Here is a 25,358-nt window from a genome sequence, read left to right as displayed (position 1 = left end):
TTTATTCTTCAAACCATTAATATAGTTATATACCGTCGCTGATGCCCGTGGCGTCTACCTGCTTTGAGGGATACATATGAAGCTTCAACAACTGCGCTACATCTGGGAAGTGGCGCACCACGACCTCAACGTTTCCGCTACAGCCCAAAGCCTTTACACCTCGCAACCGGGCATCAGTAAACAGATCCGACTGCTGGAAGATGAACTGGGCGTCGAAGTTTTCGCCCGCAGTGGCAAGCACCTGACCCGCGTCACCCCGGCCGGCGAACGCATTATCACCACCGCTGGCGAGATCCTTCGCAAAGTTGAAAGCATCAAGCAGATTGCCCAGGAATTCTCCAACGAGAAGAAAGGCACCCTGTCGATCGCCACCACTCACACCCAGGCGCGTTATGCACTGCCGCCGGTGATCAGCAATTTCATCAAACAATACCCAGATGTGGCCCTGCACATGCACCAGGGTTCGCCGATGCAGATCGCCGAAATGGCCGCTGACGGTACCGTGGATTTCGCCATCGCCACCGAGGCCCTGGAGTTGTTCGGTGATTTGGTGATGATGCCGTGTTACCGCTGGAATCGCTGCGTCGTCGTGCCTCAGGGGCATCCGCTGACCAAAGTATCGAAACTTACGCTTGAAGCGTTGGCCGAGTACCCGATCGTCACCTACGTGTTCGGTTTCACCGGCCGCTCGAAGCTCGATGAAGCCTTCAGCCATCGTGGCCTGACGCCAAAAGTGGTGTTCACCGCCGCTGACGCCGACGTCATCAAGACTTACGTGCGCTTGGGCCTGGGTGTCGGCATCGTGGCGAAAATGGCGGTCGACGCCAAACTCGACAGCGATCTGGTGATGCTTGATGCCAGCGACCTTTTCGAATCCAGCATTACCAAGATCGGTTTCCGTCGTGGCACGTTCCTGCGCGGCTTCATGTGCGACTTCATCGAGAAATTCGCCCCGCACCTGACGCGCGAAGTCATGGCCAAAGCCATTCAGTGCCACAACAAGCAGGAACTGGAAGAGCTGTTCGACGGCGTCGAACTGCCGGTTCATTAATAGGGTTTTGCTGCCTACACCACCTCGGTAACAGAAAACTGTTGCCGAGCACCCGCCACCAGAATCTCCACATCATCGCCTTCGAACTTGCCCAGCAGGCTTTTGCCCAAGGGCGAGCGAGGGGTGATAACCGTGATCAGTTGCCCCACAAGATCGACTTTCAATCCAGCTGCGTCGGGCGCCAGAAACAACCACTGCTCACGACCTTTCTCGTCTTCCAGTCCCAGCAGCGCACCGACTTCAATGCCCCGTTGATCGTCATAGGGGCGCAACGCCAGGTTCTGGCACAGCGTCAGTGAATGCCTGATTTCCTCAACGCGCTTCGCTTGGCCCGCAGCAAGATAAGACGCTTCCAGGCCCAGCGTGTCGTACTTGTTTTCAGCAATGTTTTCTTCGTGAGTCGCAGTTTCGTAGGCGGTTTGCGCGGCACGCTCGGCGATGTCGAGGTCGACGCGCAGCTTGTCGAGAATCAGTTGGTGGACGATCTTCTTGTTCATGTTCAATCGCAAAATTGCTGGACGTTGGCGCGGCTTTTTTCGCTGGGCGCGTTCTGATCTTGTTGCAGCCAGAACTGGCATTTCGGATTGGCCAGGTTACGGCTGCTGCCACGCGCCTGATCGAGCCGTTGCTGCTGCTCGTTTTTGCGCAGGTTTTCTTCGTACTGTTCGAACAGTGGGCTCTGTGGAGGAATGTCCGGCCGTGGCTGCAGTTCCACATGCTCTGGCACGGGCGGTTTGACCCAGTGCTCGACAGCGGAGGTGACAGGCGTCAGTTGCTCCGGAAAAAACAGGCGCGAGGCAAGCCAGCAGGTCAGCGCTATGGCGATAAATCCCAACCATAATCCCAGGGCGATACTGCCGCTCAGTTTCAGCATGTTGAGCTGTATCGAAATCGGGCGGCGGGTGGCGGGACGGTAGGGCATGGCTGCCTCCTGGCGATGATGGCGGGCGAGCGGCGATTGTCGCATGAAGATTAATCGGCGTCGGCTCTTCTGCACGGAGTCATTTATGCGGACAATCGCCGCCTTTGCCAACGGGAGCCTGGAATGCCTGAAATGAAAACCCGCTGGGATATTTTTTGCACCGTGGTCGATAACTTTGGCGACATCGGTGTGACCTGGCGCCTGGCTCGACAGCTGGTGGCCGAGCACGATGTGGCTGTGCGTTTATGGGTTGATGATCTGCGCGCCTTCGAACGCCTGTGTCCTGACATCGACATCACGCGTTCGCAACAATGGCAACAAGGTGTCGAGGTCAGACATTGGCCCGTCGACTGGCAACCTGCCGAATCCGCCGATGTGGTCATTGCCGCTTTTGCCTGCCAATTGCCGAGCCCTTACATGGATGCCATGGCCGCTCGGGGACAACCGCCGCTGTGGTTGAACCTTGATTATCTGAGTGCTGAAGACTGGGTCGTTGGTTGTCACGGCTTGCCGTCGGTCAAATACAAGAACGTGCAGAAGTTCTTTTTCTTTCCGGGGTTCCGCAAGGGGACCGGCGGTTTGCTGCGTGAAAGCGGTTTGCTGGAGCGGCGTCAGCAGTTTCAACAGAATGCTGAAGCACAGCGAACCTTTCTGCAGGGCTTGGGGATTGATCGCTTGCCGGGAGCGCAGTTGATCTCGTTGTTCGCCTACGAAAATACCGGGCTCGCAAGTTGGCTCGACGCCATGGCGACCGATCCGATGCCCACGCATCTGCTGGTACCTGAAGGGCGGATTCTCGGTGATGTGGAGCGCTGGCTCGGTGTCGAGGGGTTGATGGCCGGTGCCGTGCACGTGCGCGATGCGTTGACGGTGCAAGTGCTGCCATTCGTCCGGCAGGATCAATACGACCTGTTGCTGTGGTGCTGCGACTTCAATGCCGTGCGGGGCGAGGATTCGTTCGTCCGCGCCCAGTGGGCGGGGCGGCCATTGCTCTGGCACATCTACCGGCAAGACGAGGATATTCACCTCGACAAGCTCGAAGCGTTCCTCACGTTGTACACAAAGGGCCTGTCGGCACCTGCCAGCGACGCGATCAGCGGCCTTTGGCGCGCCTGGAATGCCGGTGAAAAAATGACCGACCACTGGCAATCCACCCGTAAACACGGGCCGGAGCTGGAAAAACATGCGCAAGCGTGGTGTCTGGAACAGGCCTTGCAGGATGATCTTGCCGCAGCGCTGGTACAGTTTTATGTAAATTGGATATGATACGCGGCCTAGATTTTTGTAAATCCCATCCAAATTCGGATATTCGCAATGAAAACTGGTAAAGAACTGAAACCCGGTACCGTGATCCGTCTCGAAAACGATCCATGGTTGGTTCAGAAAGCTGAATTCACCAAGTCTGGTCGTAACAGCGCGATCATGAAGACCAAGCTGAAAAACCTGCTGACCGGTTACAAGACCGAGATCGTTTACAGCGCTGACGACAAGCTGGACGACGTGATCCTCGACCGCAAAGAAGCGACCCTGTCCTTCATCAGCGGCGACACCTACACGTTCATGGACACCACTGACTACACCATGTACGAGCTGAACGCTGAAGACATCGAAGCCGTTCTGCCTTTCGTTGAAGAAGGCATGACCGATGTTTGCGAAGCGATCTTCTTCGAAGAGCGTCTGGTATCCGTAGAGCTGCCGACCACTATCGTGCGCGTCGTTGACTACACCGAAGGTTCGGCTCGTGGCGACACTTCCGGCAAGGTGATGAAGCCTGCCAAGCTGAGCAACGGTACTGAGCTGCAAGTTGCTGACTTCATCGAAATCGGTGACAAGATCGAAATCGATACCCGCGATGGCGGTTCCTACAAAGGCCGTGCTAAATAAGCACAGCTTCAGGAATGAAAAAGCCCGACCATTGAGTCGGGCTTTTTTGTGCCTGCAAGATCAACAGATCGCGCTTAAACCGTTACATGCAAACGCACGTCGACGTTGCCACGGGTCGCATTGGAGTAAGGGCAGACTTGGTGCGCCGCTTCAACCAGCGATTGCGCATCGGCTTGTTCCAGGCCTGGCAGGCTGATGTGCAAGTCGATGTCCAGACCGAAACCACCAGGAATCTGGCCGATGCCCACATGGGCGGTGATCGAGGCGTCGTTTGGAATGGTGCGTTTGGTCTGGCTGGCCACAAACTTCAGTGCGCCGATGAAGCAGGCGGAGTACCCGGCAGCAAACAGTTGCTCAGGGTTGGTCGCCGCGCCGCCCGCACCGCCGAGTTCTTTCGGGGTGGCCAGTTTGACATCGAGAATGTTGTCGCTGGACACCGCACGACCGTCACGGCCGCCAGTGGAGGTAGCAATTGCAGTGTAGAGAGTTTGCATGGTGAGAGCCTCGATCTGGATTGACTGTCTGCGCTAAATGTTTGCGCGCTAAGTAAGTGCGAGATAAATGTATCTCGCTAATATTTAGCGCGCAAGATAAATTTTTGAAAAAATTTCCCTTCGATGAAGCCGTGTGACGCAGAGCAGCGGAATAGAGCGGTTTAAATGCCAAGAGCAGCGCAAAAAAATGTGGGAGAGAGCCTGCTCGCGATGGCGGTATGACAGGCACATGATGTGTTGACTGACTCACCGCTATCGCGAGCAGGCTCGCCCCCCAGGGGACAAGGTGGGGCGAGGTTTAGAGACTGTCCTGCAAATGCCGACGCAATGCCTGCAAATCCGCCTGCAGCTTCTGCAATTGCTCCAGCGTCTGCCCACTGGCACCGAGGATGCATTGCGGAATATCACGTGCCTTGTCCCGCAATGCACGACCTTGCTCCGTCAGTTCGACAATCACCACCCGTTCATCCTCACGACTGCGCGTACGACTCAGTAAACCCTCGACTTCCAGGCGTTTGAGCAGAGGCGTCAACGAGCCAGGATCGGTCAGCAGGCGCGTGCTGATTTCACCGACAGTCAGCCCGTCACGTTCCCACAACACCATCATCGCCAGGTACTGCGGATAGGTCAGCCCCAAGGCTTGCAGCAGCGGCTTGTAGACCTTGGTCATCATCAACGACGTGGAATGCAGGGCGAAGCAGACCTGATTATCCAGCAGCAGGTGGTCACAGTTATCGGGAGAGGTGTGCTTTTTGGTCATGTCGAAGCCTTGATCAATGATCGTCATGAATCTAGCGGGCTAATCTTTGATGCGCCAGATAATTCTCGGCTAGTGCCGTTCCAGGTTTTTCTGAAGCGCCAGATCCCATGGCGGGATTGGACTGAACCGGCTCTTGAGATATTCCAGCAGCAGTCGGCTGCGTGGATTGGGTTGTTGCTCCAGGCGTAACGCATAAATCCCGGTGCTTTCCGGCTCGGGCAAACCGTTGTCGCAGAACAAGGGCAGCAACTCGCCGCGCACGAGGTATTCGCTGGCCAGCCAGGTAGGCAAGTGCGCAACGCCGAGCCCGGCCAGTGCGCCGCAGACCAATGCTTCGGCATTGTTTGCGCTCATACGGATACGCGCGGGGCGATGCACTTGCAGCTGGCCGTTGCGTTCAAATCGCCAGGCGAACAGCGGCGCCAGACCTTCCCAGTCGAGACCGTCATGTTCAACCAGTTGCGCCGGCTCGCTCGGTACACCCCGGCGCTTCAGGTAATCGGGGCTGGCGCAGGCGATGCGTACCATGCTCGCCAATGGCGTGGCCACCAAACGCGTATCGGCCATTTGCCCTGCGCGCAGTACCAGGTCGACTTTGCCCAGGTTCAACCCCTGCATGTCCACAAAGCTGTCGATCAGGTGCAATTGCACATCGAGGCCGGGGTAGAGCATCAGAAAGTCGGCAATCACCGGTGCAAGGTGCCGACGCCCGAACGCGGCGGGCGCATCAATCCGGATCAATCCTTCCGGCGCACTGCTCAGGGAAACCGCTTCCGCCCTGGCGAGGCGTAACTCCGCCACGATCCGCCGTGCACGTTCGGCAAAAGCCAGGCCGGCCGGTGTTGCACGCACAGCGTGGGTGCTGCGGATGAACAATTGGCTGCCGACGGCGTGTTCCAGGCTGTCGATGCGCCTTGCCACTGCGGAGGGCGTCAGCGGATAACGGCGGGAGGCGGCGGAAAAGCTGCCGGTTTCCAGCACATCAAGAAACAACCCGAGCTGTTCGGTCAATTGATTGGGGTTCATGAGCGTTGCTTATGCGAAGTGGGCACAGCCATTGTGCGTTGCTGTGCGTTTCACTGCCAGCAGTGACTGCGTAGGATGAGCCTTCTGACAGGAAGGGAAATTGGCCGTGATCGAGTTTTTGATGTACCTGGTGTTTGGCGCTGCCCTCGGTACGCTGGGTGGTTTGTTCGGTATTGGCGGCGGCTTGATCGCGATTCCCCTGCTGGGCGTGCTGTTCGGTCTCGATCAGCAGATTGCTCAGGGCACCGCGCTGGTCATGGTCGTGCCGAACGTGATGCTGGCACTGTGGCGTTATCACCAGCGCAACCGGATCGAACTGCGCCACGCGTTGCCGCTGGCGTCGATGGGATTCTGCTTCGCCTGGCTCGGTTCGATCTGGGCAGTGGGCATTGATGCGCAAACCATGCGCGTCGGCTTCGTCGCCTTCCTGATTGCCCTGTCGGCGTACAACCTGGTGCGCATGTTCACCGCTAACGCACCCGCGTCGTCGCAGATGCGTTATTCCTGGCCGTGGCTGGGTGTCCTTGGCGCTGCGTCCGGTTCCATGGGTGGGTTGTTTGGCGTCGGCGGGGCGGTCGTGGCAACTCCGGTGTTGACCAGTCTGTTTGGTACAAGTCAGGTGGTTGCCCAGGGTTTATCGCTGGCACTGGCGTTGCCAAGTACTGGCGTCACGTTGGTCACGTACGCCGTGCACCATCAAGTCGACTGGATGATCGGCGTGCCGCTGGCCGTCGGTGGCCTGATGAGCATCAGCTGGGGCGTGAAGATCGCCCACGCCATGCCGGAGCGGCTGCTACGCGGGCTGTTTTGCGCCTTTCTGGTGCTGTGCGCGGTGATGCTCGCCTTTAAAGTTTGAAGCCTTCGACGATGTGTTCGGCCAGGCACTCGGTGATCGGCGACGGATTGTGCAGGTTGCGCACCAGCATGATGCTCGCCTCGGGCAACTCCGGCAGGCCCTCGGCTTCACCCAGAATGCGCATGTCCGGCGTGATCAGGCTTTCCAGTTGTGCGGTGACGGCCAGGCCGGCGCTGACCACCGCCATGATCGCCGACAGGCTGGAACTGTTGTACGCCACCCGATAATCCCGGCCCATGGCGTCCAGCGCATTGCAGGCCCACAACCGGCAGAAGCAATCACTGTTGAACATCGCCAAGGGCAACGGCGTTTGCTCATGGGCGCTGAAACATTGCGCTTCGGCCCAGACGAAACGCTCCTTGCGCAACAACTGGCCGATCTCGTTGCCCGGCTCGCGGGTGACGATGGACAAGTCAAGGTCTTGGCGCAGCAGCAATTGTTTTGATGATTCGCAATGGACCTCGATCTGGATCAGCGGGTAAGACTGTGCAAACCGCCGCAGAATCCCCGGCAGAAACCGCATCACATAATCGTCGGGCGTGCCGATACGCACCATGCCGACCATGTGCGGTTCACGCAGCGTGTTGAACACCTCGCTGTGCAACTTGAGGATGCGCCTGGCATAACCCAGCAATACCTGGCCTTCAGCCGTCAGCCGCACCTGGCGACCGTCGCGCTGAAACAGCTGGCGCTGCAACACATCCTCTTCAAGCCGCTTCATCTGCATGCTCACGGCAGATTGCGTGCGGTTGACCAGCTCCCCTGCACGGGTAAAACCACCTTGGTCGGCAATGGCGACGAAGGTGCGCAGAACTTCGGTGTCGATACTTGGGAAGGCTGACATACATCAATCTCCGAGATGTGTTGCATAAGAAACATTCGTTGGATTGATCTTAGCGCCAGCGCGACACTTGAGCCATCCCAAACGGAGGGCAACAAGATGAAAGGTCAAAACGAAGTCTTAGCCGCAGAAAAACATTCCATCCATGTCGTATCTGATTTGCTGCACAAGTTGACTCGCTGGTACGAATTGCACCGTGAACGCGAACTGTTGGCCGGTATGAGCGACGAGGCGTTGAAGGACATCGGCCTGAGTCGTGCAGATGTCGAGCACGAAGTGGTCCGTCCATTCTGGGATGACCCGATGCACAAATGAGTCATTCACACCTACACAAAACCTCTTCCGGTGAGGTAGGTTGCGAGCAGACAAGGAGATGCTCATGCCCGCAACACTGTCCTTCTCCATCAAACAGGCTCGGCGTCTGGCGCTGGCTGCCCAGGGATTCAACGGGCGCCAGCCGTCAGCGACGATCAAGGCGGCGCAGCTCAATCGCCTGATCGAACGTCTGGGCATTCTGCAAATCGATTCGGTCAATGCGCTGGTGCGTTCGCACTACCTTCCGTTGTTTTCCCGCCTCGGCAACTACTCCTCCGACTTGCTCGACCAGGCTGCCTGGAGTCAGGGCCGGCGACGCACGCTGTTCGAATACTGGGGCCATGAAGCCTCGCTGTTGCCCTTGTCGATGTATCCGTTGATGCGTTGGCGAATGCTGCGCGCGACCCGTGGCGAGGACATCTATCAACAACTGGCGCGGTTTGGTCGTGAGCAACAGGACACGATTCGCCGGGTGCTGGCTTCGGTTGAGGAGCTCGGGGCGCTGGGGGCCGGCAGCCTGTCGACTCGCGAAGAAAGGGCCGGGCCCTGGTGGGACTGGAGCGCTGAAAAGCACGCGCTGGAATGGTTGTTCGCTGCAGGTGAAGTGACCGTGGCGGGGCGGCGTGGATTCGAGCGGCTTTATGATCTGCCGGAAAGAGTGATCCCTTCGGCGATTCTCCAGCAACCTGTCCTTGATGAGGCGGCGGCCCAGCGGGGGCTGTTGCTGCATGCCGCGACTGCCTTGGGCGTGGCGACGGAAAAGGATCTGCGCGATTACTTCCGGCTTAACCCGGGTGATGCTCGCCCGCGTCTTCCCGAGCTGGTTGAGGAGGGGGCATTACTGACCTGCGATGTGCAGGGTTGGCGGCAACCGGCCTATTGTCTGCCCGAGCCCAAAGTGCCGCGCAAGGTCGAGGCCAGTGCGTTGCTTTCACCCTTCGATTCACTGATCTGGGAGCGTAGCCGCACCGAGCGATTGTTCGATTTTCGTTATCGGCTGGAGATTTACACCCCGCAGGACAAGCGGGTGTTCGGCTATTACGTGCTGCCGTTCTTGCACCATGAAAGAATCGCGGCACGGGTGGACCTGCGTGCGGAAAGGGCCCAGGGGAGGTTGGCGGTGCATGCGGTACACGAGGAAGAGCCGGGGCTGGATGACGAGGGAATGCTGGCGTTGGCGATGAATTTGCGGCGGATGGCGGATTGGCTGGGGCTGACGCGGGTGCAGTTGAATTGTCAGCGGGTGAGTGCGGCCAGGTTGCGGGTAGCATTGGCTGGTATTGGCGATGACTGAGCTGACGCCATCGCGGGCGAGCCCGCTCCCACAGAGTTTTGGGTTAAACACAAACCTTGCGTACACCCGAAAAACCTGTGGGAGCGGGCTTGCCCGCGATGGCGTCGGCTCAGGCGATTAACGCCTCATTGACTCACCGCCGGACTTGTTTCAACGTCTCGGCAATCAGAAACGCCAATTCCAGCGACTGATCGGCATTCATCCGCGGATCGCAATGGGTGTGATACCGGTCCGACAATCCATCTTCGGTAATAGGTCGCGCGCCACCGATGCACTCGGTCACGTTCTGCCCGGTCATCTCGATGTGGATGCCACCGGCGTAAGTGCCTTCCGCTTCGTGAACCTGAAAGAACTGCTTCACTTCTCCAAGAATCTGAGCAAAGTCGCGAGTCTTGTAGCCGCTGCTGGCCTTGATGGTATTGCCATGCATCGGATCGGAGCTCCAGAGCACCTGCTTGCCCTCGCGCTGCACGGCGCGGATCAACGCGGGCAGATGATCACCCACCTTGTTCGCGCCCATCCGGGCAATCAGGTTCAGACGACCTGGGTCGTTGTCCGGGTTTAGCACGTCGATCAGACGAATCAGATCGTCGGGGTTCATGCTTGGCCCGACCTTGACGCCGATCGGGTTGTTCACGCCCCGCAGGAACTCGACATGAGCGCCGTCGAGCTGACGGGTGCGGTCGCCGATCCACAACATGTGCGCCGAGCAGTCGTAGTAATCGTTGGTCAGGCTGTCGCGACGCACGAAGGCTTCTTCGTAGTTCAGCAGCAGCGCTTCGTGAGCGGTGAAAAAACTGGTTTCGCGCAGCTGTGGCGAACTGTCCATGCCACAGGCCCGCATGAAGGCCAGTGTTTCATCGATGCGATCGGCCAGGTGGCTGTATTTTTCAGCCAGTGCCGAGTTGGCGATGAAATCCAGGTTCCACTTATGCACCTGGTGCAGGTCGGCAAAACCGCCTTGGGCAAAGGCCCGAAGCAGGTTCAAGGTCGCCGTGGACTGGTGATAGGACTGGAGCAAGCGCTCCGGGTCCGGCACACGGCTTTTCTCGTCGAAACCGATGCCGTTGACGATGTCACCGCGGTACGCCGGCAAGGTCACGCCGTCGATGGTTTCGTCGTTGGCTGATCGTGGCTTGGCGAATTGCCCGGCCATGCGTCCAACTTTGACCACCGGGCATCCGGCAGCAAACGTCATGACGATCGCCATTTGCAGCAGCACTTTGAACGTGTCGCGAATCTTCGCGGCGGAGAACTCGGCGAAGCTCTCGGCGCAGTCGCCGCCCTGCAACAGAAACGCGCGGCCCTGGGTCACCTCGGCAAACTGACGGCGCAACTCCCGGGCTTCACCGGCAAACACCAGCGGCGGATAGCTGGCCAGCGTTTGCTCGACGTGCAGCAAATGCGCCGCGTCGGGGTAGTGGGGTTGTTGCTGGATCGGCAAGGCGCGCCAGCTGTCAGGACTCCAGGGTTGGCTCATCATGGTCTCGGTTGGTTTACGCTCGGACCGTCATGTTATCAGCAATTAATGCGTGACCTGTTCCCGTTGCTTCGCGGACAATCGCGCCTTTGCCGCTTCAAGCTGCGGCAGGCCCGGTAATGATCTGGAGACGAAATGACTGAGGAGCGCGTCGAGCATCTGCTCGCCGAGGTACAGGATGAGTTCGGCGTGATACGCGTGCTGGAAGTGGCCGATTACCGTTTTCTGGAATTCGGTGATGCCATCGAACAGAGTTGCGTATTTACTGCCGATCCCAGCTGGCTCGAATACGACTACACCCGCGCGATGTTGATCGGCGCGTTGTGCCACGATCAGCCGGAGAGTGCGCTGTTTCTGGGGCTCGGGGCAGGCACCTTGACCCAGGCATGCCTGAAGTTTCTGCCGCTGGAAGACGTCGAGGCTATCGAGCTGCGTCCCGATGTACCGCGCCTCGCCATTGAGTTCCTTGGGCTGGATGATGACCCGCGGCTGTATATCCGTGTGGGCGATGCGCTGGAACTGCTCGACACCGCCGAGCCTGCCGACCTGATTTTCGTCGACCTCTATACCGATGTCGGTCCGGGTGTCGGGCATCTGGCCTGGAGCTTTTTGGAAAATTGTCAGAAGCGCCTGAATCCAGGCGGCTGGCTGGTGATCAACCAATGGGCCACCGATGATGGAAAACCCTTGGGCGCGGCGCTGCTACGCGGTTTGTACCACCGCCATTACTGGGAGTTGCCGGTGAAGGAGGGCAACGTGATTTTGATCGTGCCTTCGGAGCTGGATCAGGAACTGGACATGGATGGGCTGATCGCGCGGGCTGCAGGACTGGCGCCGCAGCTGGGGTATTCGTTGCAGCCGTTGATCAAGGCGATTCGCCCGGCTACTTGAGGTTGTTGAGGCTCCTGCAGGGGAGCTGTGGTGCTGCCTTCAGCAGCCTTTGAAAACCCCTGGCCGCTTCTCGACCATCGACCGCACCCCTTCCTTGGCATCCTCACTCGCCATCAACTTCTTCACCAGCGGCGGCAACGCCTGCGCCGCTGCAGTTTCCCCTTCATACCGTGCCTGGCGAGCCGACATCAATGTCGCCTGAACCCCAAGCGGCGCCTGCCGGGCAATCCGTTCGGCCAGCTCAATCGCCCGTGGCAACAAATCCTCGCTGGCCATGACTTCCTGCACCAACCCCAGGTGCAACGCCTCGTGGGCATCGAATTCATCGCCGGTCAGCAACCAGCGCATGGCATTGCCCCAGCCCGCGACCTGATGCAGGCGCAGCGTGGCCCCGCCAAACGGGAATATCCCCCGTTGCACTTCTTTCTGGGCAAAACGGGTGTTGCTGGCGCACAGGTTGATGTCAGCGGCCAGCATCAGCTCGATGCCGATGGTCAGGCAGTAACCTTGTGCAGCGACAATCACCGGTTTACTCACCCTTGGCCCGGCAAATACACCCCAGGGATCGCAGCCGCCCGGAGGCGCCTGCCAACCTTCAGCCAGGGACGCACTGGCACTGACCAGGTCGAGCCCGGCGGTAAAATGCTCCCCATGGCCGAACACCACGGCCACCCGCGCGTCGCTGTCCGCTTCGAGCTCGCCATAGGCCAGGCTGAGTTCGTTGAGCAGTTGCAGATCGAAGGCGTTGCGCTTGGCCACCCGGTCCAGACCGATTAACAGGACATGACCGCGCCGTTCGCGGCTGACTCGACTGCAGCTGGGCTGATCCATGGAACATTTCCTCGGGCGGGAAGAGGTGGGAAGGCGTCAGTGAGACCGCAAGTTTTTGTCGTCAGGGTGAACCGTTTTAGCGCCATCCCCAGCAGGGCTGGGCCTTTGAAAAATAGACCGTTGCGCGATTATGCGCAAAGCCTGTGACATAACGGTGTATCCGTCAGTTTTCCGACAAATAATGCTCCCTTTTCGGGCGAATTCCGGTATAGTGCGCGCCGGCCTTTAACCGGGCCGCGTTTAGGTAGCGCAATTCCCCGAAGTCAGCTTCGGCTGCACGTCCGCACACCGGACTCTCCCTTGACGAATCTTTTTCATTCATTCGTTTTCGCAAATCCCCGCCGACAAAGCAGCCAGGGCGACTCTTGAGTCTTACACGGCATGCGCAGCTTTGGAGCATGGGTCTTTGCGGATGCACTTAGAGGCAGACCCATGACCCAGGAAACCGGCGGCTTCGCCGCTTTTAATCTTAATCCGAATATTCTTGCAGCCGTCATTGCGACTGGCTACGAAGAGCCTTCGGCTATTCAGCAGCAATCGATCCCGATCATCATGGCCGGCCACGACATGATTGGCCAAGCGCAAACCGGTACGGGTAAAACCGCCGCTTTCGCCCTGCCGATCCTGCATTGTATCGATCCTGCCAAGCGCGAGCCGCAAGCCCTGATCCTGGCGCCAACCCGTGAGTTGGCGCTGCAAGTAGCAACCGCTTTCGAAACCTACGCCAAGCAAATGCCGGGCGTTACCGTTGTGGCCGTTTACGGCGGCGCGCCTATGGGCCCACAACTGAAAGCAATCCGTAACGGCGCACAGATCGTTGTCGCTACCCCGGGCCGCCTGTGCGACCACCTGCGTCGCGACGAGAAAGTCCTGTCGACCGTGAACCACCTGGTTCTCGACGAAGCTGACGAAATGCTCAAGCTGGGCTTCATGGACGACCTGGAAGTCATCTTCAAGGCTCTGCCAGCGACCCGTCAGACCGTACTGTTCTCGGCGACCCTGCCACAGTCGATCCGTGCCATTGCCGAACGTCACCTGCGTGACCCGCAGCACGTGAAGATCCAGACCAAGACCCAGACCGTTACCGCGATCGAACAGGCTCACCTGTTGGTTCACGCTGACCAGAAGACCTCGGCTGTATTGAGCCTGCTGGAAGTCGAAGACTTCGACGCCCTGATCATGTTCGTGCGCACCAAGCAAGCGACCCTGGACCTGGCCAGTGCCCTGGAAGCCAAAGGCTACAAAGCCGCTGCGCTGAACGGTGACATTGCCCAGAATCAGCGTGAGCGCGTGATCGACTCCCTCAAGGATGGCCGTCTGGACATCGTTGTGGCGACCGACGTTGCTGCTCGTGGCCTGGACGTTCCGCGCATCACTCACGTGTTCAACGTTGATATGCCGTACGATCCAGAGTCCTACGTTCACCGTATCGGCCGTACTGGCCGTGCTGGTCGCGAAGGTCGTGCGCTGTTGCTGGTGACTCCGCGGGAGCGCCGCATGCTGCAAGTGATCGAGCGTGTAACCGGTCAGAAAGTGGCTGAAGTCCGCCTGCCGGATGCTCAGGCCGTTCTCGATGCCCGCATCAAGAAACTGACCAACAGCCTGTCGCCGCTGGTTGCTGATGCTGAATCGACTCACGGTGATCTGCTGGATCGTCTGACTGCCGACATCGGTTGCAGCCCGCGTGCCCTGGCCGCGGCCCTGCTGCGCAAGGCTACAAACGGTCAAGCACTGACCCTGGCTGCGATCGAGAAAGAACGTCCACTGGTGCCGAACAATGCACCGCGTGGCGATCGTCCTGAGCGTACCGGTGATCGTCCGGACCGTGGTGATCGCGAGCGTCGTGCTCCGGTTCCATTGGCTGAAGGCCGTGCTCGTTGCCGTACCGCGCTGGGCGCGCGTGATGGTATCGCCGCCAAGAACCTGCTGGGCGCCATCCTGAACGAAGGCGGCCTGGCTCGTGAAGCGATCGGTCGCATCCAGGTGCGTGACAGCTTCAGCCTCGTTGAGCTGCCGGAAGATGGTCTGGAGCGTTTGCTGACCAAGCTGAAGGACACTCGCGTTGCCGGTAAGCAGTTGAAGCTGCGTCGCTACCGCGAAGATTGATCCGCTCTCGAGCTGATTGATCAAACATAAAAAATCCCCGACTGGTTCGGGGATTTTTTTATGCCTGCGTTGTGGCGAGGGGATTTATCCCCGTTCGGCTGCGCAGCAGTCGTAAAACCTGAACGCAAGATCTATCTGATGCACCGCGCTGCCCGAATTCACGACTGCTTCGCAGCCGAACGGGGATAAATCCCCTCGCCACATTGCAGCTGTTCCAAATGCCACAAAGCGGCTACAAGGTTAGTCCGTTGCCGGTCCGCCACCCGCCGTGATCACTTGCACACTCATGCGCGGTGTCGCCAGATCGAGCCCTGCTTCATCCAGTTGCCGCTTGAGTAACAGGTTGAACGCACGGGAGACTTCCCACTGCTTGATCGGAGCGGTCTTGAATCGGGCGCGAAGTATTGCGTTGCCCGACTCGAAACTCTCGACGCCCTGAATCTCCAGTGGCGACCAGATGTTGCGCCGTTGCAGTGGGTCCGTCCGCATCTTCTGCCCCACATCGCGCATCAACTTGATCGCGTCATCGATGTTCATGGCGGAAGGGATGGCCACCCTGAAAATCGCGTAACCGAATTCCCTGGAATAGTTCTTGATGCTTTTGATTTCGCTGAACGGGATGGTGTGGACGATGCCGTCGATATCTCGCAGGCGCACGGTGCGAATCGTCAGGCCTTCAACCGTGCCCAGGTGGCCGCCAACGTCCACGTAATCGTCGATGGCCAGGGAATCCTCAATGATGATGAACAGCCCTGTAATCAGGTCGGCAACCAGCGACTGGGCACCGAAACCAATGGCCAGACCGATCACGCCGGCACCGGCCAGCAGTGGCGTGACGTTCATGCCCATGTTCGCCAGCGCAACGATCAGCGCAACGATGAAAATCGCCACGAACAACACGTTGCGGATCAGCGGCATCATCGTCTGCGCGCGGGCATTTGCCAGGCCTTTGCGCGAGCGGGTGAGGGCATGGTGCACTGCGGTGTCACTGAGAATCCAGATCAGCCAGGCAAAAATAAGCGTTCCCGCCAGGCTGAACAGTTTGACGCTGACTTCATGACCTTCGCCTTCGGTGAAGGTAATCAGTGACATGCCCCAGACGCGCAGGCCAAGTTCAATGAACGCCAGCCACACCAGCAGGTGGGCGAGGGTGTAGAAAAAGTTTTTCAGTCGATCCGAATACAACGCATGCCGCTTCACGCCTCGCTGTGGTTTGAGCGAGTGGCGGCGCACCAGTCCATTGATAACCATGCACAGCACCAACAGCACCGTGCAGATAAGCGACTGACGCAACGCAGTGCTGGTGTCGCCAGCTGACACGAAAGTGGCAAACAACGAAATGCCCACCAGTACCAGGGCGGGTATGTACCAGAAGGTTCCGAGGATATCGATGGTGTCGCTGAGTGCGCGGCGGGTCAGGCGCCGTGAGAGTGGCTGGTTGCGGATCAAGTGCGCAATTGGACGGCGGAAGCGCAGGATAAACAGTCCGGTGGACAGTGCGGCCAGGACATTGGCGATCGTTGCGGCGGTGTGCGCCAGGTGGGTGCCGAGGCTTTCAACCAGCCGCGGATCACTCAAGGCTTCGCCGAATGCGGCGAAGCTGCCGATCAGCCACAACGGCCGAAAGGCCTGATGCCGCAGGATGTACAGGGCACGGTGACGGTGTGGGCCGTCAAGCAGGGAGAAGGCGATGACGCAGATCGCCGAAAAGCAGGTGCCCACCACCAGCGCATACGCCAACACCATGGCCAGGCTTTTGCCCAATGACGAGGGCAGGGCGTAGGTCATGTAGACCGTCATCACCAGTGCAATCAGCCACGGCCCGAGCTTGCGCAAGGCGAAACGCAACATGTCCAGGGCGCTGGGATGTTGCGGCAATTCTTCGGTCAGGCCGAAGCGCATGCGCACCCGGTGACTGAGCCAGATCAGCACGGCGGCGAGCAAACTCCAGACCATCAGGATCATGGCAAAGGCAAAGATGATCGGCAGCCATTCATTGGCCGGAACGATCAAGGCTTTCAATTCTTCCTTGGTCAGTTCGTACTCTTCGGACCAGCGCGTGAGTGGACTGTCGGCGCCGGAAAACTGCTTCTCGAGACTTGCCAGTGTCCCGCCGATCAATCCGAGTACGCCCTGTTCGGCGGCGGGCTGGGCCTTTTTGGTGGCATCGCGCAACTTCTTCAAGTCGGCGAGCAATTTGGTCCGCTGCTGATCGTTCTCCAGCGACTTGATGACTTCGTCAAGGGATTGCCCCAGCGGTTCCTGGGCTTCTGGCTGGGCTTTCGCCGAACCGTTGAGCAGGCTCGGCAGGCCGACGGCCTGGGCTGGCGCCATTGGCAAGAGCGTCATGAGGCAGACGAGGAGGAGATACGGCAGGGCGAAAAGACGAGCGAACACTAGGCGGTCAACCTTGGAATGAGCAGATCGACCGAGTGTACGAGCCCGCTAAAATCAATGCGAGCCGGGGAGCGGATTTATTCGTTAAGTTTGGCGAGGATCTTGAACACCACGGTGGCGAGGATCGTCAGCATGCCGATCCACATGGCGAACACGCCGGCATTCTTGTCACGGAAATTGAAGCCGATGGCGAGCAGGATCATCCCGGACAGGATCGGAATCAGCATGGCGTGGAAGGACTGCATGGAGATCATGGAGCGACTGCCTTGTCTTGGGATGATTTAAGTTTAGGTGGCTTTTAGCCGCGCGGTGTTGAGGCGTATCAAAAATGAGGCATCCGCCGCATGAAAGTGTCGTCCCTAACGACGCTTTCGCGAGAAAGCCCGCTCCCACATCGTGAAATGGGTTCCCTTGTGGGTGGCGGGCTTGCTCGCGAAGCTTTTTGACGATTAAGGCAATTCCTGGCAGGCGTAAAAAGCGCTCAGCACTTTCACCAGGTGGGCCAGGTCATGGCTGCCGCACAGTTCACGGATCGAATGCATGGCGAATGTCGGCAGGCCGATGTCCACGGTGCGCACGCCCAGATGACTGGCGGTAATCGGGCCGATGGTCGAGCCGCAACCCATGTCGCTGCGCACCACGAAGCTCTGCACCGGTACTTCTTCGGCCATGCACAGATGACGGAAGAACCCGGCGGTTTCGCTGTTGGTGGCGTAGCGCTGGTTGCTGTTGACCTTGATGACCGGACCGGCGTTGAGTTTCGGGCCGTGGTTGGCGTCGTGCTTGTCGGCGTAGTTGGGATGCACGCCATGGGCGTTGTCGGCCGACACCAGCAGGGACTTCTGGATGGTCCGTACGAACTCGTCACCCTCGGGCAGCAGGCGGCGCAAGGTTTGCTCAAGCATCGGGCCATCGGCGCCGCACGCCGAGCAGGAGCCGACTTCTTCGTGGTCGTTGGCCACCAGCACGCAAGTTTCGTCGGTCTCGGCCGTCAGCAATGCTTGCAGGCCGGCGTAGCACGACAGCAGGTTGTCCAGGCGCGCGCCCGCGATGAAGTCGCCGTGCAGGCCAATAACCGCCGCGCTTTGGGTGTCGTAGAAGCTCAGCTCGTAGTCGAGCACCACGTCGGCGTTCAGACCATGTTCCAGTGCCAGTTGATTGGTGAGCACTGCGCGGAAGTCGACGCGCTCGTCGCCGGCAAATTGCGCGAGGATCGGTGGAAGTTCAGTCTGCGCATTGATCGCCCAGCCCATGTTGGCTTCACGATTGAGGTGAATCGCCAGGTTGGGAATGGTCGCGATGGGCGCCTTGAAATCGATCAGCTGGCTCTCGACCTTGCCGTCACGACGAAAGGTGACACGGCCAGCCAGGGACAGATCTCGGTCAAACCAGGGTGCCAGCAGCGCACCACCGTACACTTCGACACCCAGCTGCCAGAAACCCTGGCGTTGCAGTTCAGGTTGCGGCTTGACGCGCAGGCACGGGCTGTCGGTATGGGCGCCCACCAGGCGAATACCGCCATGCAGCGGTGAGTGACGGCCCATCTTGATGGCGACGATCGAGGAGTCGTTACGGGTGACGTAGTATCGGCCGTTGGCTTCGGTGGTCCAGGGCTCGCGCTCATCAAGGCGCTGAAAGCCCGCCGCTTCCAGGCGCTGTACAAGGCTGGCAGTGGCATGAAACGGGGTAGGGGAGGCCTTGAGGAAGTCGATCAGGCCTTGGTTCAACTCTTCGCGCATAAGTAGCTCCAGACAGCAATGGCGCCAGTTTAACGTATTGATCAAAGAATTGGCGGGGGAGTGCTGGTTAGGCGGTCCACGGTATCGGGTCCGCAGGAGATCCCTATAGGAGCGAGCTTGCTCGCGAAGGTCGTGAGCGATTACGCGGAAAACCAAATGCGCTGCGGCGTCCTTGGGTTTTTCGCGAGCAGGCTCGCTCCTACAGGGTTTTGCTTTTGCTTTAGAACGGTGCCGGACACTCGAAGCGCAGGCGTTCACCGGTTTGCGGATGGGTGAAGCTCAGCATGCTCGCGTGCAGACACAGTCGTGGCCAGGCAGCCAGCGCCTGTTCGTGGGCGTACAGCCCGTCACCCAGCAGTGGATGACCAATGGACAGCATGTGCACGCGCAGTTGATGGGAGCGGCCAGTGATTGGCGTCAGTTCGACCCGGCACCAGTCGCCGCATCGCTCCAGCACGCGCCAGAAGGTCAGGGCGTGCTTACCGAATTCATGGTCAACCACATGACGTGGTTTGGTCGGCGGATCGTAGCGCAACGGCAAATCGATGCTGCCGCTATCGAGTTCAGGCTGACCCCAGCACAGTGCGGTGTAGGCTTTTTCGGTTTCGCGGTCGTGAAATTGCCGGGACAGCTCGCGATGAGTATCCGGGTCACGCGCCAACAGAATGATGCCGGAGGTTTCCCAGTCCAGTCGGTGGACGATTCGCGCTTCCGGGTAGCCGTTTTCTTGCAGGCGGGTAATCAGGCAGTCCTTGTTGTCATCAGCCCGGCCAGGGACGGAAAGCAGCAACGTAGGCTTGTTCACCACCAATACGGCGGCGTCCTGATAAATGATGTGGACGTTGGACAGCGGCATTAAAACAGCCTCGTAACAAATGCCAACGGCGGCTCAGGCTTTCGCAAATCCGTGGGAGCAAAGCTTGCTCGCGATGCAGGCAACCCGGTCCGAACCGGATGGATGCTATCGTGAGCAAGCTTTGCTCCCACAGGGGCGTAAGCCTGAGCCGCCGTGGCTCCTGTCTGATCGACTAGCGGTCAGGCAGGGTGATATTGAGTTCCAGAATCGAGCAGCTGCCCTGGTTTTCCAGAGCGACATGCACGTCATCGGACCCGATATTGACGTATTTGCGAATCACCTCGACCAGTTCCTTCTGCAAGGCTGGCAGGTAGTCCGGTGTACTGCGTTGGCCGCGTTCATGCGCCACGATGATCTGTAGACGCTCTTTCGCTACCGAGGCTGTGCTTGTCTTCTTGTTGGCACGAAAGAAGTCAAAAAGGTTCATTACCTACCTCCAAACAGGCGCTCGAAGAATCCCTTCTTCGTGACATCGAGAAAACGATGCTCTACGGTTTTGCCCAGCAGACGATCAACGGCATCGCTGTATGCCTGGCCGGCATCGCTCTGGTCGTCGAGAATCACCGGTACACCCGAGTTGGAAGCCTTGAGCACTGCCTGGGATTCGGGAATGACACCCAGCAGGGTGACGGACAGGATTTCCTTGACGTCTTCGACGCCGAGCATTTCACCGTCATTCACGCGTTGCGGGTTGTAGCGGGTCAGCAGCAAGTGTTCCTTGATCGGATCCTCGCCCTTTTCAGCGCGGCGGGATTTGCTGGCCAGCAGGCCGAGCATACGGTCCGAGTCACGTACCGAGGACACTTCCGGGTTGGTCACGATGATCGCTTCATCAGCGAAGTACATGGCCAGGTGGGCGCCTTTCTCGATGCCCGCCGGGGAGTCGCAGACCACGAATTCGAAGTCTTCTTTCAACGCCATCAGGACTTTTTCCACGCCTTCGACGGTCAGCGCGTCTTTGTCGCGGGTCTGGCTGGCAGCGAGGACGTAAAGGTTTTCCAGGCGCTTGTCTTTGATCAGGGCCTGTTGCAGGTTCGCTTCGCCGTTGACGACGTTGACGAAGTCATACACCACGCGACGTTCGCAACCCATGATCAGGTCGAGGTTACGCAGGCCCACGTCGAAGTCGACGATAACTGTTTTGTGACCGCGCAGTGCGAGGCCGGTACCGATAGCGGCACTGGTGGTGGTCTTACCCACACCACCCTTGCCGGATGTAACCACGAGAATCTTGGCCAAGGTGTTTCACCCCTAAGGAAAAAGGACATTTAGCCCCTGAAAAACATCTCTAGAAAACTACTGCAGTCGGACAGCCTTGGCTGGAATCCGGCCCTGAACGGCGATTACCTTCGGTAAACACTGCTTTTGGCCATTTTCCGACTTCGTTCAAGCCGTTTTCGCTACGTTTTAGAGATGCTTGGAAAATGCGGCAGTATCCGTTAAAGCCGAATGATGTTCAACACATCGCCCGACAGGCTGACCTGTACGCCCGAACCCCATAAAGGGTCGCGGCGCAGATCCTCCGAAACCTTGTAATGGCCCGCGATGGAGACCAGTTCAGCGCTCATTTGCTGACAGAAAATCCTGGCTTTCGTGTCGCCCTTGACCCCGGCCAGAACGCGACCACGCATCGGGCCGTATACATGGATGTTGCCATCGGCCAGAAGTTCCGCCCCCGGGCTCACCGAGGAGATCACCACCAGATCACAGCCCTGGGCATAAATCTGCTGACCGCCGCGTACCGGTGAGGTGATGATTTTCGTTGGCTTGATCGTCGGCTCCGGTGGTTTTTCCGGTTTTTTCACCACGACGCCTTCATTCGGGTCCAGTGGACGTTCCCTGGCACCGGACGGCGGGAGCACCGGCAAATCCACGGCAATGGCGGCAGCGATGTCTTCGATGCGGCTGGCACGGATCGCCAGCGTGCGCAGGCCATGTTGGCGACACACGCGCATCAGGCCGGGCAAATCCACGGCGCCTTCGCTGGGTGGAAGTTTGTCCAGGGCCAGCACCAGCGGGGCGTTGCTGAAGAAGTTGGGCGCCTGGGCGACCTTGGCGGCCAGTTGTCGATCGAGGTTCTCGAGGTCGTTACGGGCCAGTTCCAGCACCGTAATGGCGAGCATGCTGCCCTTCAACTGGAACACGGGATCTTTGTCTAGCGGTTCGGTTTGGCTCATGGTCGGCATACAACGACTTGTCACTAAAAGTGCCGAGACTTATAACGAGAACGCCCGCGAGCCGCAAGCCGGGTCGAACGATGTAGAATGCGCGGCCATTGTCTTGACGGAAGCTTTAATGGATCGCCCGCGTTTTCGAACAGCCTTTCTTTCTCCGCGTTTCTGGCCGCTGTGGTGTGGCTTGGGGCTGTTGTGGCTGATTGTTCAGCTGCCTTATCGCGCGTTGCTGTTTATCGGTCGCTTGCTCGGTGCATTGATGTATCGGCTGGCCGGCGACAGACGGCGCATCGCCAAGCGCAATCTCGAACTGTGTTTTCCTGAAAAAACCGCCGCCGAGCGCAAACGCCTGCTCAAGGAAAACTTCGCGTCTACCGGCATTGCCTTCTTTGAAATGGCCATGAGCTGGTGGTGGTCGCGCGAGCGTCTGGCGAAACTGGCCCATGTCGAAGGCCTGGAGCATTTGCAAAAAGCCCAGCGCGAAGGCAAAGGCGTGATCCTGATGGCGGTGCATTTCACCACGCTGGAAATTGGCGCGGCATTGCTCGGCCAGCAGCACACCATCGATGGCATGTACCGCGAGCACAAAAATCCGCTGTTCGATTACATCCAGCGCCGTGGCCGCGAGCGGCACAACCTCGACTCGCTGGCCGTGGAGCGTGACGACGTGCGTGGCATGCTCAAACTGCTGCGTGCCGGCCGGGCGATCTGGTATGCGCCGGATCAGGACTACGGCGCCAAGCAAAGTATCTTCGTGCCGTTGTTCGGTATCCAGGCGGCCACGGTCACTGCCACCAGCAAGTTTGCGCGCCTGGGCAAGGCGCTGGTGGTGCCGTTCACCCAGGAGCGTCTGGCAGACGGCAGCGGGTACCGACTGGTGATTCATGCCCCGCTCGATGGTTTCCCGGGCGAAAGCGAAGAGGCCGATTGCATTCGCATCAATCAATGGGTCGAAGGCGTCTTGCGCGAATGCCCCGAGCAATACCTCTGGGCCCATCGCCGCTTCAAGAGCCGTCCACCCGGCGAGCCCAAGCTTTACGCCAAACGCGGTTAAAACCCACAAGCACCAGGGAGTGTTGCGATGAGTCCTGCTGAACCGGTTACAGGTTTGATTCTATCCGGCGGCGGGGCTCGGGCGGCCTATCAGGTGGGGGTGCTGGCGGCGATTGCCGAGTTGCTGCCCGAGGGTGCGGACAATCCGTTCCCGGTGATCGTCGGCACCTCGGCCGGAGCAATCAATGCGGTGAGCCTCGCCAGCGGGGCGATGGACTTTCGTGGCGCTATCGAACGTCTGACGACCTTCTGGCAGGGCTTTCGCAGCCATCTGGTGCTGCGCAGCGATTGGCCGGGGGTGATCCATCAGGCCAGCCGCTTTGTCGGTCACAGCTTGCTGGGCATCGGTGCGCAGGTACCGGTGGCCTTGCTCAACAGTTCGCCGCTGCGCGGATTGCTCAACGACAAACTGCAAATGAACGGCATCGCTGAGGCCATCGCGCAAAAACAATTGCAGGCCGTGGCGGTGACCGCCTTCGGCTACGAATCCGGCCAGGCCGTCACGTTCTATCAGGGCGGCGGCACCATTGACGCCTGGTTGCGCCATCGGCGTATCGGCGTGCCGACTCAATTGTCGGTTGAACACTTGCTCGCCAGCTCCGCCATTCCGCTGCTGTTTGCACCGGTAAAAATCGGCGAGGAGTATTTCGGCGACGGCGCTGTCCGCCAATCCGCACCGATCAGCCCGGCCCTGCACCTGGGCGCGAGCCGTGTGCTGGTGGTGGGTGTCAGTGGCAATCCGCGAGGGGTCGACCCGGAGCAGCCGCTGCAACGCGCCTACACAGGCCAGCAGCCGACCCTGGCGCAGATCGGTGGGCACATGCTCAACAGTACGTTCATCGACAGCCTGGAAAGCGACATCGAGCTGCTGCAGCGTCTGAACCAGTTCAGCCACCTGATGCCCGATGGCACGCCGACCCGTGCGTTGGGCGTGGCTCCGGTGGAAGTGCTGGTGATTTCACCGAGTCAGCCAATTGATGAAATTGCGGCGCGGCATCGCCAGGAATTACCGGCGGCGCTGCGGCTGTTCCTGCGCGGGCCGGGAGCCACGAAAACCAGCGGGGCAGGGGTGCTGAGCTATCTGCTGTTCGAGGCGGGGTATTGCAGCGAATTGATTGATCTGGGACGGCGGGATGCGTTGGCCAAGCGGGGGGAGCTTTGCCGGTTTTTGGGGTTGGCGGATTCTGTTATCCCGGCCTGAGATTGGCGGTGCGGCCATCGCTGGCAAGCCAGGTTCTCACAGAGATTGTGTCGTTCGCTGATGACGTGAACGACACACAACCCTGTCGGAGCCTGGCTTGCCAGCGATGCTTTTTACGGTCAGAAGTGGAACTTCACCAGGAAGCTCGTCACGTTCTGATTGGTCGTAAACGCACGGGTGTCGTCGATCCCGTACTTGTCCTTCCAGTAGTCGTACTCCACACCCACATACAACTGCTTCTCGCCGAAATTCAGCGCCTTGCCCAGGTCGTATTTGACCTGTGGGTTGAAGTGCAGGTTGGCGTGGTAGTCGCCTTTGGAGTTCGAGTCGTTGTCCATCACCCAATCCATGTAACCATCGATCAGGATGTTCGAGTCGCCGACCGGAATGGTGTAGGACCACACAGGCGTGACCTGCCAGACGTTGTCACCCGCACGCGAACCTTCGGTGTGGCGCTGGTAGAAGTTCAGCTGGAAGTAGTCGAAACCAGGGATCGCCAGGTCGAAACCCGGACCGATCAGGTAGGACTCGGTATCACCCTCGCCGAACTCGTAGGTCATCGCCAGCAGCACGTCCTTGATCGGGCCGAACTCGATCTTCTGGTCCAGCACCTTGCCCAGGGAAATGCGCGGCTGGAATTCGCCGTAATAGGTGTTCGGACCGTTGTTGAAGTCTTTGCCACCGTTGTAGAAGATCTTGTCGAGGAAGAAGAAGTTATCCCCGTATTTCCACCCGTCGGCGTGTTCGAAGGTGACGGTTTGCTGAATGGCCGGATTGACCTTGAAGTCCTTGCCATACAGGTAGCTCAGGCTGTTGTTCTGCCATTGCAACAAGTCGCCGGCCATCGCTTGGCCCCCCGCCAGCAAGGTCGTGGCAAGCATCAGGCTAGTGCACGTACGTTTCATTCGGTTGCTCCCAAAAAGTTGGTGTTCCACGTTTTTTTTCTAAGATTGGCGCTCTGGTGTGGCGCCTTTTCCATCGCTGCAAAAGTCATCCATTCGGTCAGCTTTAGTGCTGTTAGCAAGAGCTGAGCCAAGGCTTTCAAAAAGCACAAAAACTCCCGCTCGGCTGCTCGAAAGCGGTCGATTGAGAGGGGTTTTGGAATGCCTTGATGCTGACCGGGGCCGGGATAAGTTGGCTTTCTGGTCAGGATTTAAATCCGGACTTTTTTTTAAAGCGGATTCAGG

At 59.0% G+C, this 25,358-nt stretch carries 26 protein-coding genes; 10 read left to right on the top strand and 16 right to left on the bottom strand.

Going from position 1 to position 25,358, the window contains the following annotated elements:
* Positions 1-76 precede the first annotated feature (76 nt).
* The gene (gene cysB / locus H7698_RS18545; protein ID WP_010461327.1) at positions 77-1,051 is read left to right on the top strand and encodes an HTH-type transcriptional regulator CysB; all 975 of its coding nucleotides are present in this window, start codon (positions 77-79) and stop codon (positions 1,049-1,051) included.
* 14 nt (positions 1,052-1,065) lie between these two features.
* Here cysB and H7698_RS18540 read toward each other — a convergent pair whose 3' ends face one another.
* Positions 1,066-1,548, bottom strand: coding sequence for a GreA/GreB family elongation factor (locus H7698_RS18540; protein ID WP_162437518.1), 483 nt, complete (start codon positions 1,546-1,548; stop codon positions 1,066-1,068).
* Positions 1,549-1,550: 2 nt separating this feature from the next.
* Positions 1,551-1,973, bottom strand: a complete 423-nt coding sequence (locus H7698_RS18535; protein ID WP_194692393.1) for a hypothetical protein — start codon at positions 1,971-1,973, stop codon at positions 1,551-1,553.
* A gap of 123 nt (positions 1,974-2,096) precedes the next feature.
* Between H7698_RS18535 and earP the strand changes: the two genes are divergently transcribed.
* A complete protein-coding gene (gene earP / locus H7698_RS18530) occupies positions 2,097-3,239 on the top strand; it encodes an elongation factor P maturation arginine rhamnosyltransferase EarP (RefSeq protein ID WP_194692392.1) in 1,143 nt (380 codons plus the stop codon).
* Between the two features lie 48 nt (positions 3,240-3,287).
* A complete protein-coding gene (locus H7698_RS18525) occupies positions 3,288-3,857 on the top strand; it encodes an elongation factor P (protein ID WP_162437515.1) in 570 nt (189 codons plus the stop codon).
* A 74-nt stretch (positions 3,858-3,931) separates the two neighbouring features.
* Here H7698_RS18525 and H7698_RS18520 read toward each other — a convergent pair whose 3' ends face one another.
* From H7698_RS18520 to H7698_RS18510, 3 genes are all read right to left on the bottom strand, one after another.
* Positions 3,932-4,351 carry an organic hydroperoxide resistance protein gene (locus tag H7698_RS18520; protein WP_123406683.1) on the bottom strand — a complete coding sequence of 140 codons (420 nt, stop codon included), beginning with the start codon at positions 4,349-4,351 and terminating at the stop codon, positions 3,932-3,934.
* Between the two features lie 298 nt (positions 4,352-4,649).
* On the bottom strand, positions 4,650-5,138 hold the full coding sequence (locus H7698_RS18515; RefSeq protein ID WP_442966302.1) for a MarR family winged helix-turn-helix transcriptional regulator: 489 nt from the start codon (positions 5,136-5,138) through the stop codon (positions 4,650-4,652).
* A gap of 42 nt (positions 5,139-5,180) precedes the next feature.
* The gene (locus H7698_RS18510; RefSeq protein WP_194692391.1) at positions 5,181-6,137 is read right to left on the bottom strand and encodes a LysR family transcriptional regulator; all 957 of its coding nucleotides are present in this window, start codon (positions 6,135-6,137) and stop codon (positions 5,181-5,183) included.
* A gap of 106 nt (positions 6,138-6,243) precedes the next feature.
* Between H7698_RS18510 and H7698_RS18505 the strand changes: the two genes are divergently transcribed.
* Complete coding sequence (locus H7698_RS18505; RefSeq protein WP_162437512.1) at positions 6,244-6,993, top strand: sulfite exporter TauE/SafE family protein; 750 nt, start codon at positions 6,244-6,246, stop codon at positions 6,991-6,993.
* On the opposite strand, the gene H7698_RS18500 is transcribed toward H7698_RS18505, so the two are convergent.
* Positions 6,983-7,837: a LysR substrate-binding domain-containing protein gene (locus H7698_RS18500; RefSeq protein WP_194692390.1), complete on the bottom strand. Its 855-nt coding sequence runs from the start codon at positions 7,835-7,837 to the stop codon at positions 6,983-6,985. The genes H7698_RS18505 and H7698_RS18500 overlap by 11 nt on opposite strands.
* Before the next feature lie 96 nt (positions 7,838-7,933).
* Here H7698_RS18500 and H7698_RS18495 point away from each other — a divergent pair, with 96 nt between their 5' ends.
* Together H7698_RS18495 and H7698_RS18490 are read left to right on the top strand one after the other, a co-directional pair.
* Positions 7,934-8,149: a DUF1127 domain-containing protein gene (locus H7698_RS18495; protein WP_194692389.1), complete on the top strand. Its 216-nt coding sequence runs from the start codon at positions 7,934-7,936 to the stop codon at positions 8,147-8,149.
* Positions 8,150-8,213: 64 nt separating this feature from the next.
* Positions 8,214-9,443, top strand: coding sequence for a winged helix-turn-helix domain-containing protein (locus H7698_RS18490; protein ID WP_194692388.1), 1,230 nt, complete (start codon positions 8,214-8,216; stop codon positions 9,441-9,443).
* A 133-nt stretch (positions 9,444-9,576) separates the two neighbouring features.
* Here the strand turns inward: H7698_RS18490 and H7698_RS18485 are convergent, their stop codons facing one another.
* A complete protein-coding gene (locus tag H7698_RS18485; protein ID WP_162437508.1) occupies positions 9,577-10,923 on the bottom strand; it encodes a class II 3-deoxy-7-phosphoheptulonate synthase in 1,347 nt (448 codons plus the stop codon).
* A 135-nt stretch (positions 10,924-11,058) separates the two neighbouring features.
* Between H7698_RS18485 and H7698_RS18480 the strand changes: the two genes are divergently transcribed.
* A complete protein-coding gene (locus tag H7698_RS18480; RefSeq protein ID WP_194692387.1) occupies positions 11,059-11,814 on the top strand; it encodes a spermidine synthase in 756 nt (251 codons plus the stop codon).
* 39 nt (positions 11,815-11,853) lie between these two features.
* Here H7698_RS18480 and H7698_RS18475 read toward each other — a convergent pair whose 3' ends face one another.
* On the bottom strand, positions 11,854-12,645 hold the full coding sequence (locus tag H7698_RS18475) for a crotonase/enoyl-CoA hydratase family protein (protein ID WP_162437506.1): 792 nt from the start codon (positions 12,643-12,645) through the stop codon (positions 11,854-11,856).
* 432 nt (positions 12,646-13,077) lie between these two features.
* Here H7698_RS18475 and H7698_RS18470 point away from each other — a divergent pair, with 432 nt between their 5' ends.
* Entirely contained in the window at positions 13,078-14,751 is a 1,674-nt protein-coding gene (locus H7698_RS18470) for a DEAD/DEAH box helicase (RefSeq protein WP_162437505.1), read from the top strand.
* A 240-nt stretch (positions 14,752-14,991) separates the two neighbouring features.
* Here the strand turns inward: H7698_RS18470 and H7698_RS18465 are convergent, their stop codons facing one another.
* The 7 genes from H7698_RS18465 to minC all read right to left on the bottom strand — a co-directional run bounded on the left by H7698_RS18465 (position 14,992) and on the right by minC (position 21,920).
* Positions 14,992-17,148 carry a mechanosensitive ion channel family protein gene (locus H7698_RS18465; protein WP_194692386.1) on the bottom strand — a complete coding sequence of 719 codons (2,157 nt, stop codon included), beginning with the start codon at positions 17,146-17,148 and terminating at the stop codon, positions 14,992-14,994.
* Between the two features lie 77 nt (positions 17,149-17,225).
* Positions 17,226-17,402, bottom strand: coding sequence for a hypothetical protein (locus tag H7698_RS18460; protein ID WP_178114294.1), 177 nt, complete (start codon positions 17,400-17,402; stop codon positions 17,226-17,228).
* A gap of 195 nt (positions 17,403-17,597) precedes the next feature.
* Complete coding sequence (locus H7698_RS18455) at positions 17,598-18,887, bottom strand: M18 family aminopeptidase (RefSeq protein ID WP_162437503.1); 1,290 nt, start codon at positions 18,885-18,887, stop codon at positions 17,598-17,600.
* Positions 18,888-19,107: 220 nt separating this feature from the next.
* Positions 19,108-19,743 (bottom strand): RluA family pseudouridine synthase, encoded by a 636-nt coding sequence (locus tag H7698_RS18450; RefSeq protein WP_162437502.1) that lies wholly within the window; start codon positions 19,741-19,743, stop codon positions 19,108-19,110.
* A 172-nt stretch (positions 19,744-19,915) separates the two neighbouring features.
* Complete coding sequence (gene minE / locus H7698_RS18445) at positions 19,916-20,170, bottom strand: cell division topological specificity factor MinE (RefSeq protein ID WP_162437501.1); 255 nt, start codon at positions 20,168-20,170, stop codon at positions 19,916-19,918.
* The gene (minD, locus tag H7698_RS18440; protein WP_045060222.1) at positions 20,170-20,982 is read right to left on the bottom strand and encodes a septum site-determining protein MinD; all 813 of its coding nucleotides are present in this window, start codon (positions 20,980-20,982) and stop codon (positions 20,170-20,172) included. The genes minE and minD overlap by 1 nt, the downstream gene beginning before the upstream one ends.
* 200 nt (positions 20,983-21,182) lie before the next feature.
* Entirely contained in the window at positions 21,183-21,920 is a 738-nt protein-coding gene (minC, locus tag H7698_RS18435; RefSeq protein WP_162437499.1) for a septum site-determining protein MinC, read from the bottom strand.
* A 118-nt stretch (positions 21,921-22,038) separates the two neighbouring features.
* Here minC and H7698_RS18430 point away from each other — a divergent pair, with 118 nt between their 5' ends.
* Positions 22,039-22,971, top strand: a complete 933-nt coding sequence (locus H7698_RS18430) for a lipid A biosynthesis lauroyl acyltransferase (RefSeq protein ID WP_194692385.1) — start codon at positions 22,039-22,041, stop codon at positions 22,969-22,971.
* Between the two features lie 27 nt (positions 22,972-22,998).
* On the top strand, positions 22,999-24,171 hold the full coding sequence (locus H7698_RS18425) for a patatin-like phospholipase family protein (RefSeq protein WP_162437497.1): 1,173 nt from the start codon (positions 22,999-23,001) through the stop codon (positions 24,169-24,171).
* Between the two features lie 119 nt (positions 24,172-24,290).
* On the opposite strand, the gene H7698_RS18420 is transcribed toward H7698_RS18425, so the two are convergent.
* A complete protein-coding gene (locus tag H7698_RS18420; RefSeq protein ID WP_194692384.1) occupies positions 24,291-25,076 on the bottom strand; it encodes an outer membrane protein OmpK in 786 nt (261 codons plus the stop codon).
* Positions 25,077-25,358: the final 282 nt, after the last annotated feature.

Source organism: Pseudomonas sp. p50(2008) (assembly GCF_015351605.1).
Taxonomy (GTDB): Bacteria; Pseudomonadota; Gammaproteobacteria; order Pseudomonadales; family Pseudomonadaceae; genus Aquipseudomonas.
Note: the sequence above shows the minus strand (reverse complement) of the source record. Positions and strands in the feature narration are given on the sequence as shown.

Bases quoted from the DNA above. Each gene is read 5' to 3' on its own strand.
- cysB (WP_010461327.1), top strand. From the start codon at position 77: ATGAAGCTTCAACAACTGCGCTACATCTGGGAAGTGGCGCACCACGAC.
- H7698_RS18540 (WP_162437518.1), bottom strand. From the start codon at position 1,548: ATGAACAAGAAGATCGTCCACCAACTGATTCTCGACAAGCTGCGCGTC.
- H7698_RS18535 (WP_194692393.1), bottom strand. From the start codon at position 1,973: ATGCCCTACCGTCCCGCCACCCGCCGCCCGATTTCGATACAGCTCAAC.
- earP (WP_194692392.1), top strand. From the start codon at position 2,097: ATGCCTGAAATGAAAACCCGCTGGGATATTTTTTGCACCGTGGTCGAT.
- H7698_RS18525 (WP_162437515.1), top strand. From the start codon at position 3,288: ATGAAAACTGGTAAAGAACTGAAACCCGGTACCGTGATCCGTCTCGAA.
- H7698_RS18520 (WP_123406683.1), bottom strand. From the start codon at position 4,351: ATGCAAACTCTCTACACTGCAATTGCTACCTCCACTGGCGGCCGTGAC.
- H7698_RS18515 (WP_442966302.1), bottom strand. From the start codon at position 5,138: ATGACGATCATTGATCAAGGCTTCGACATGACCAAAAAGCACACCTCT.
- H7698_RS18510 (WP_194692391.1), bottom strand. From the start codon at position 6,137: ATGAACCCCAATCAATTGACCGAACAGCTCGGGTTGTTTCTTGATGTG.
- H7698_RS18500 (WP_194692390.1), bottom strand. From the start codon at position 7,837: ATGTCAGCCTTCCCAAGTATCGACACCGAAGTTCTGCGCACCTTCGTC.
- H7698_RS18495 (WP_194692389.1), top strand. From the start codon at position 7,934: ATGAAAGGTCAAAACGAAGTCTTAGCCGCAGAAAAACATTCCATCCAT.
- H7698_RS18490 (WP_194692388.1), top strand. From the start codon at position 8,214: ATGCCCGCAACACTGTCCTTCTCCATCAAACAGGCTCGGCGTCTGGCG.
- H7698_RS18485 (WP_162437508.1), bottom strand. From the start codon at position 10,923: ATGAGCCAACCCTGGAGTCCTGACAGCTGGCGCGCCTTGCCGATCCAG.
- H7698_RS18480 (WP_194692387.1), top strand. From the start codon at position 11,059: ATGACTGAGGAGCGCGTCGAGCATCTGCTCGCCGAGGTACAGGATGAG.
- H7698_RS18475 (WP_162437506.1), bottom strand. From the start codon at position 12,645: ATGGATCAGCCCAGCTGCAGTCGAGTCAGCCGCGAACGGCGCGGTCAT.
- H7698_RS18470 (WP_162437505.1), top strand. From the start codon at position 13,078: ATGACCCAGGAAACCGGCGGCTTCGCCGCTTTTAATCTTAATCCGAAT.
- H7698_RS18460 (WP_178114294.1), bottom strand. From the start codon at position 17,402: ATGATCTCCATGCAGTCCTTCCACGCCATGCTGATTCCGATCCTGTCC.
- H7698_RS18455 (WP_162437503.1), bottom strand. From the start codon at position 18,887: ATGCGCGAAGAGTTGAACCAAGGCCTGATCGACTTCCTCAAGGCCTCC.
- H7698_RS18450 (WP_162437502.1), bottom strand. From the start codon at position 19,743: ATGCCGCTGTCCAACGTCCACATCATTTATCAGGACGCCGCCGTATTG.
- minE (WP_162437501.1), bottom strand. From the start codon at position 20,170: ATGAACCTTTTTGACTTCTTTCGTGCCAACAAGAAGACAAGCACAGCC.
- minC (WP_162437499.1), bottom strand. From the start codon at position 21,920: ATGAGCCAAACCGAACCGCTAGACAAAGATCCCGTGTTCCAGTTGAAG.
- H7698_RS18430 (WP_194692385.1), top strand. From the start codon at position 22,039: ATGGATCGCCCGCGTTTTCGAACAGCCTTTCTTTCTCCGCGTTTCTGG.
- H7698_RS18425 (WP_162437497.1), top strand. From the start codon at position 22,999: ATGAGTCCTGCTGAACCGGTTACAGGTTTGATTCTATCCGGCGGCGGG.
- H7698_RS18420 (WP_194692384.1), bottom strand. From the start codon at position 25,076: ATGAAACGTACGTGCACTAGCCTGATGCTTGCCACGACCTTGCTGGCG.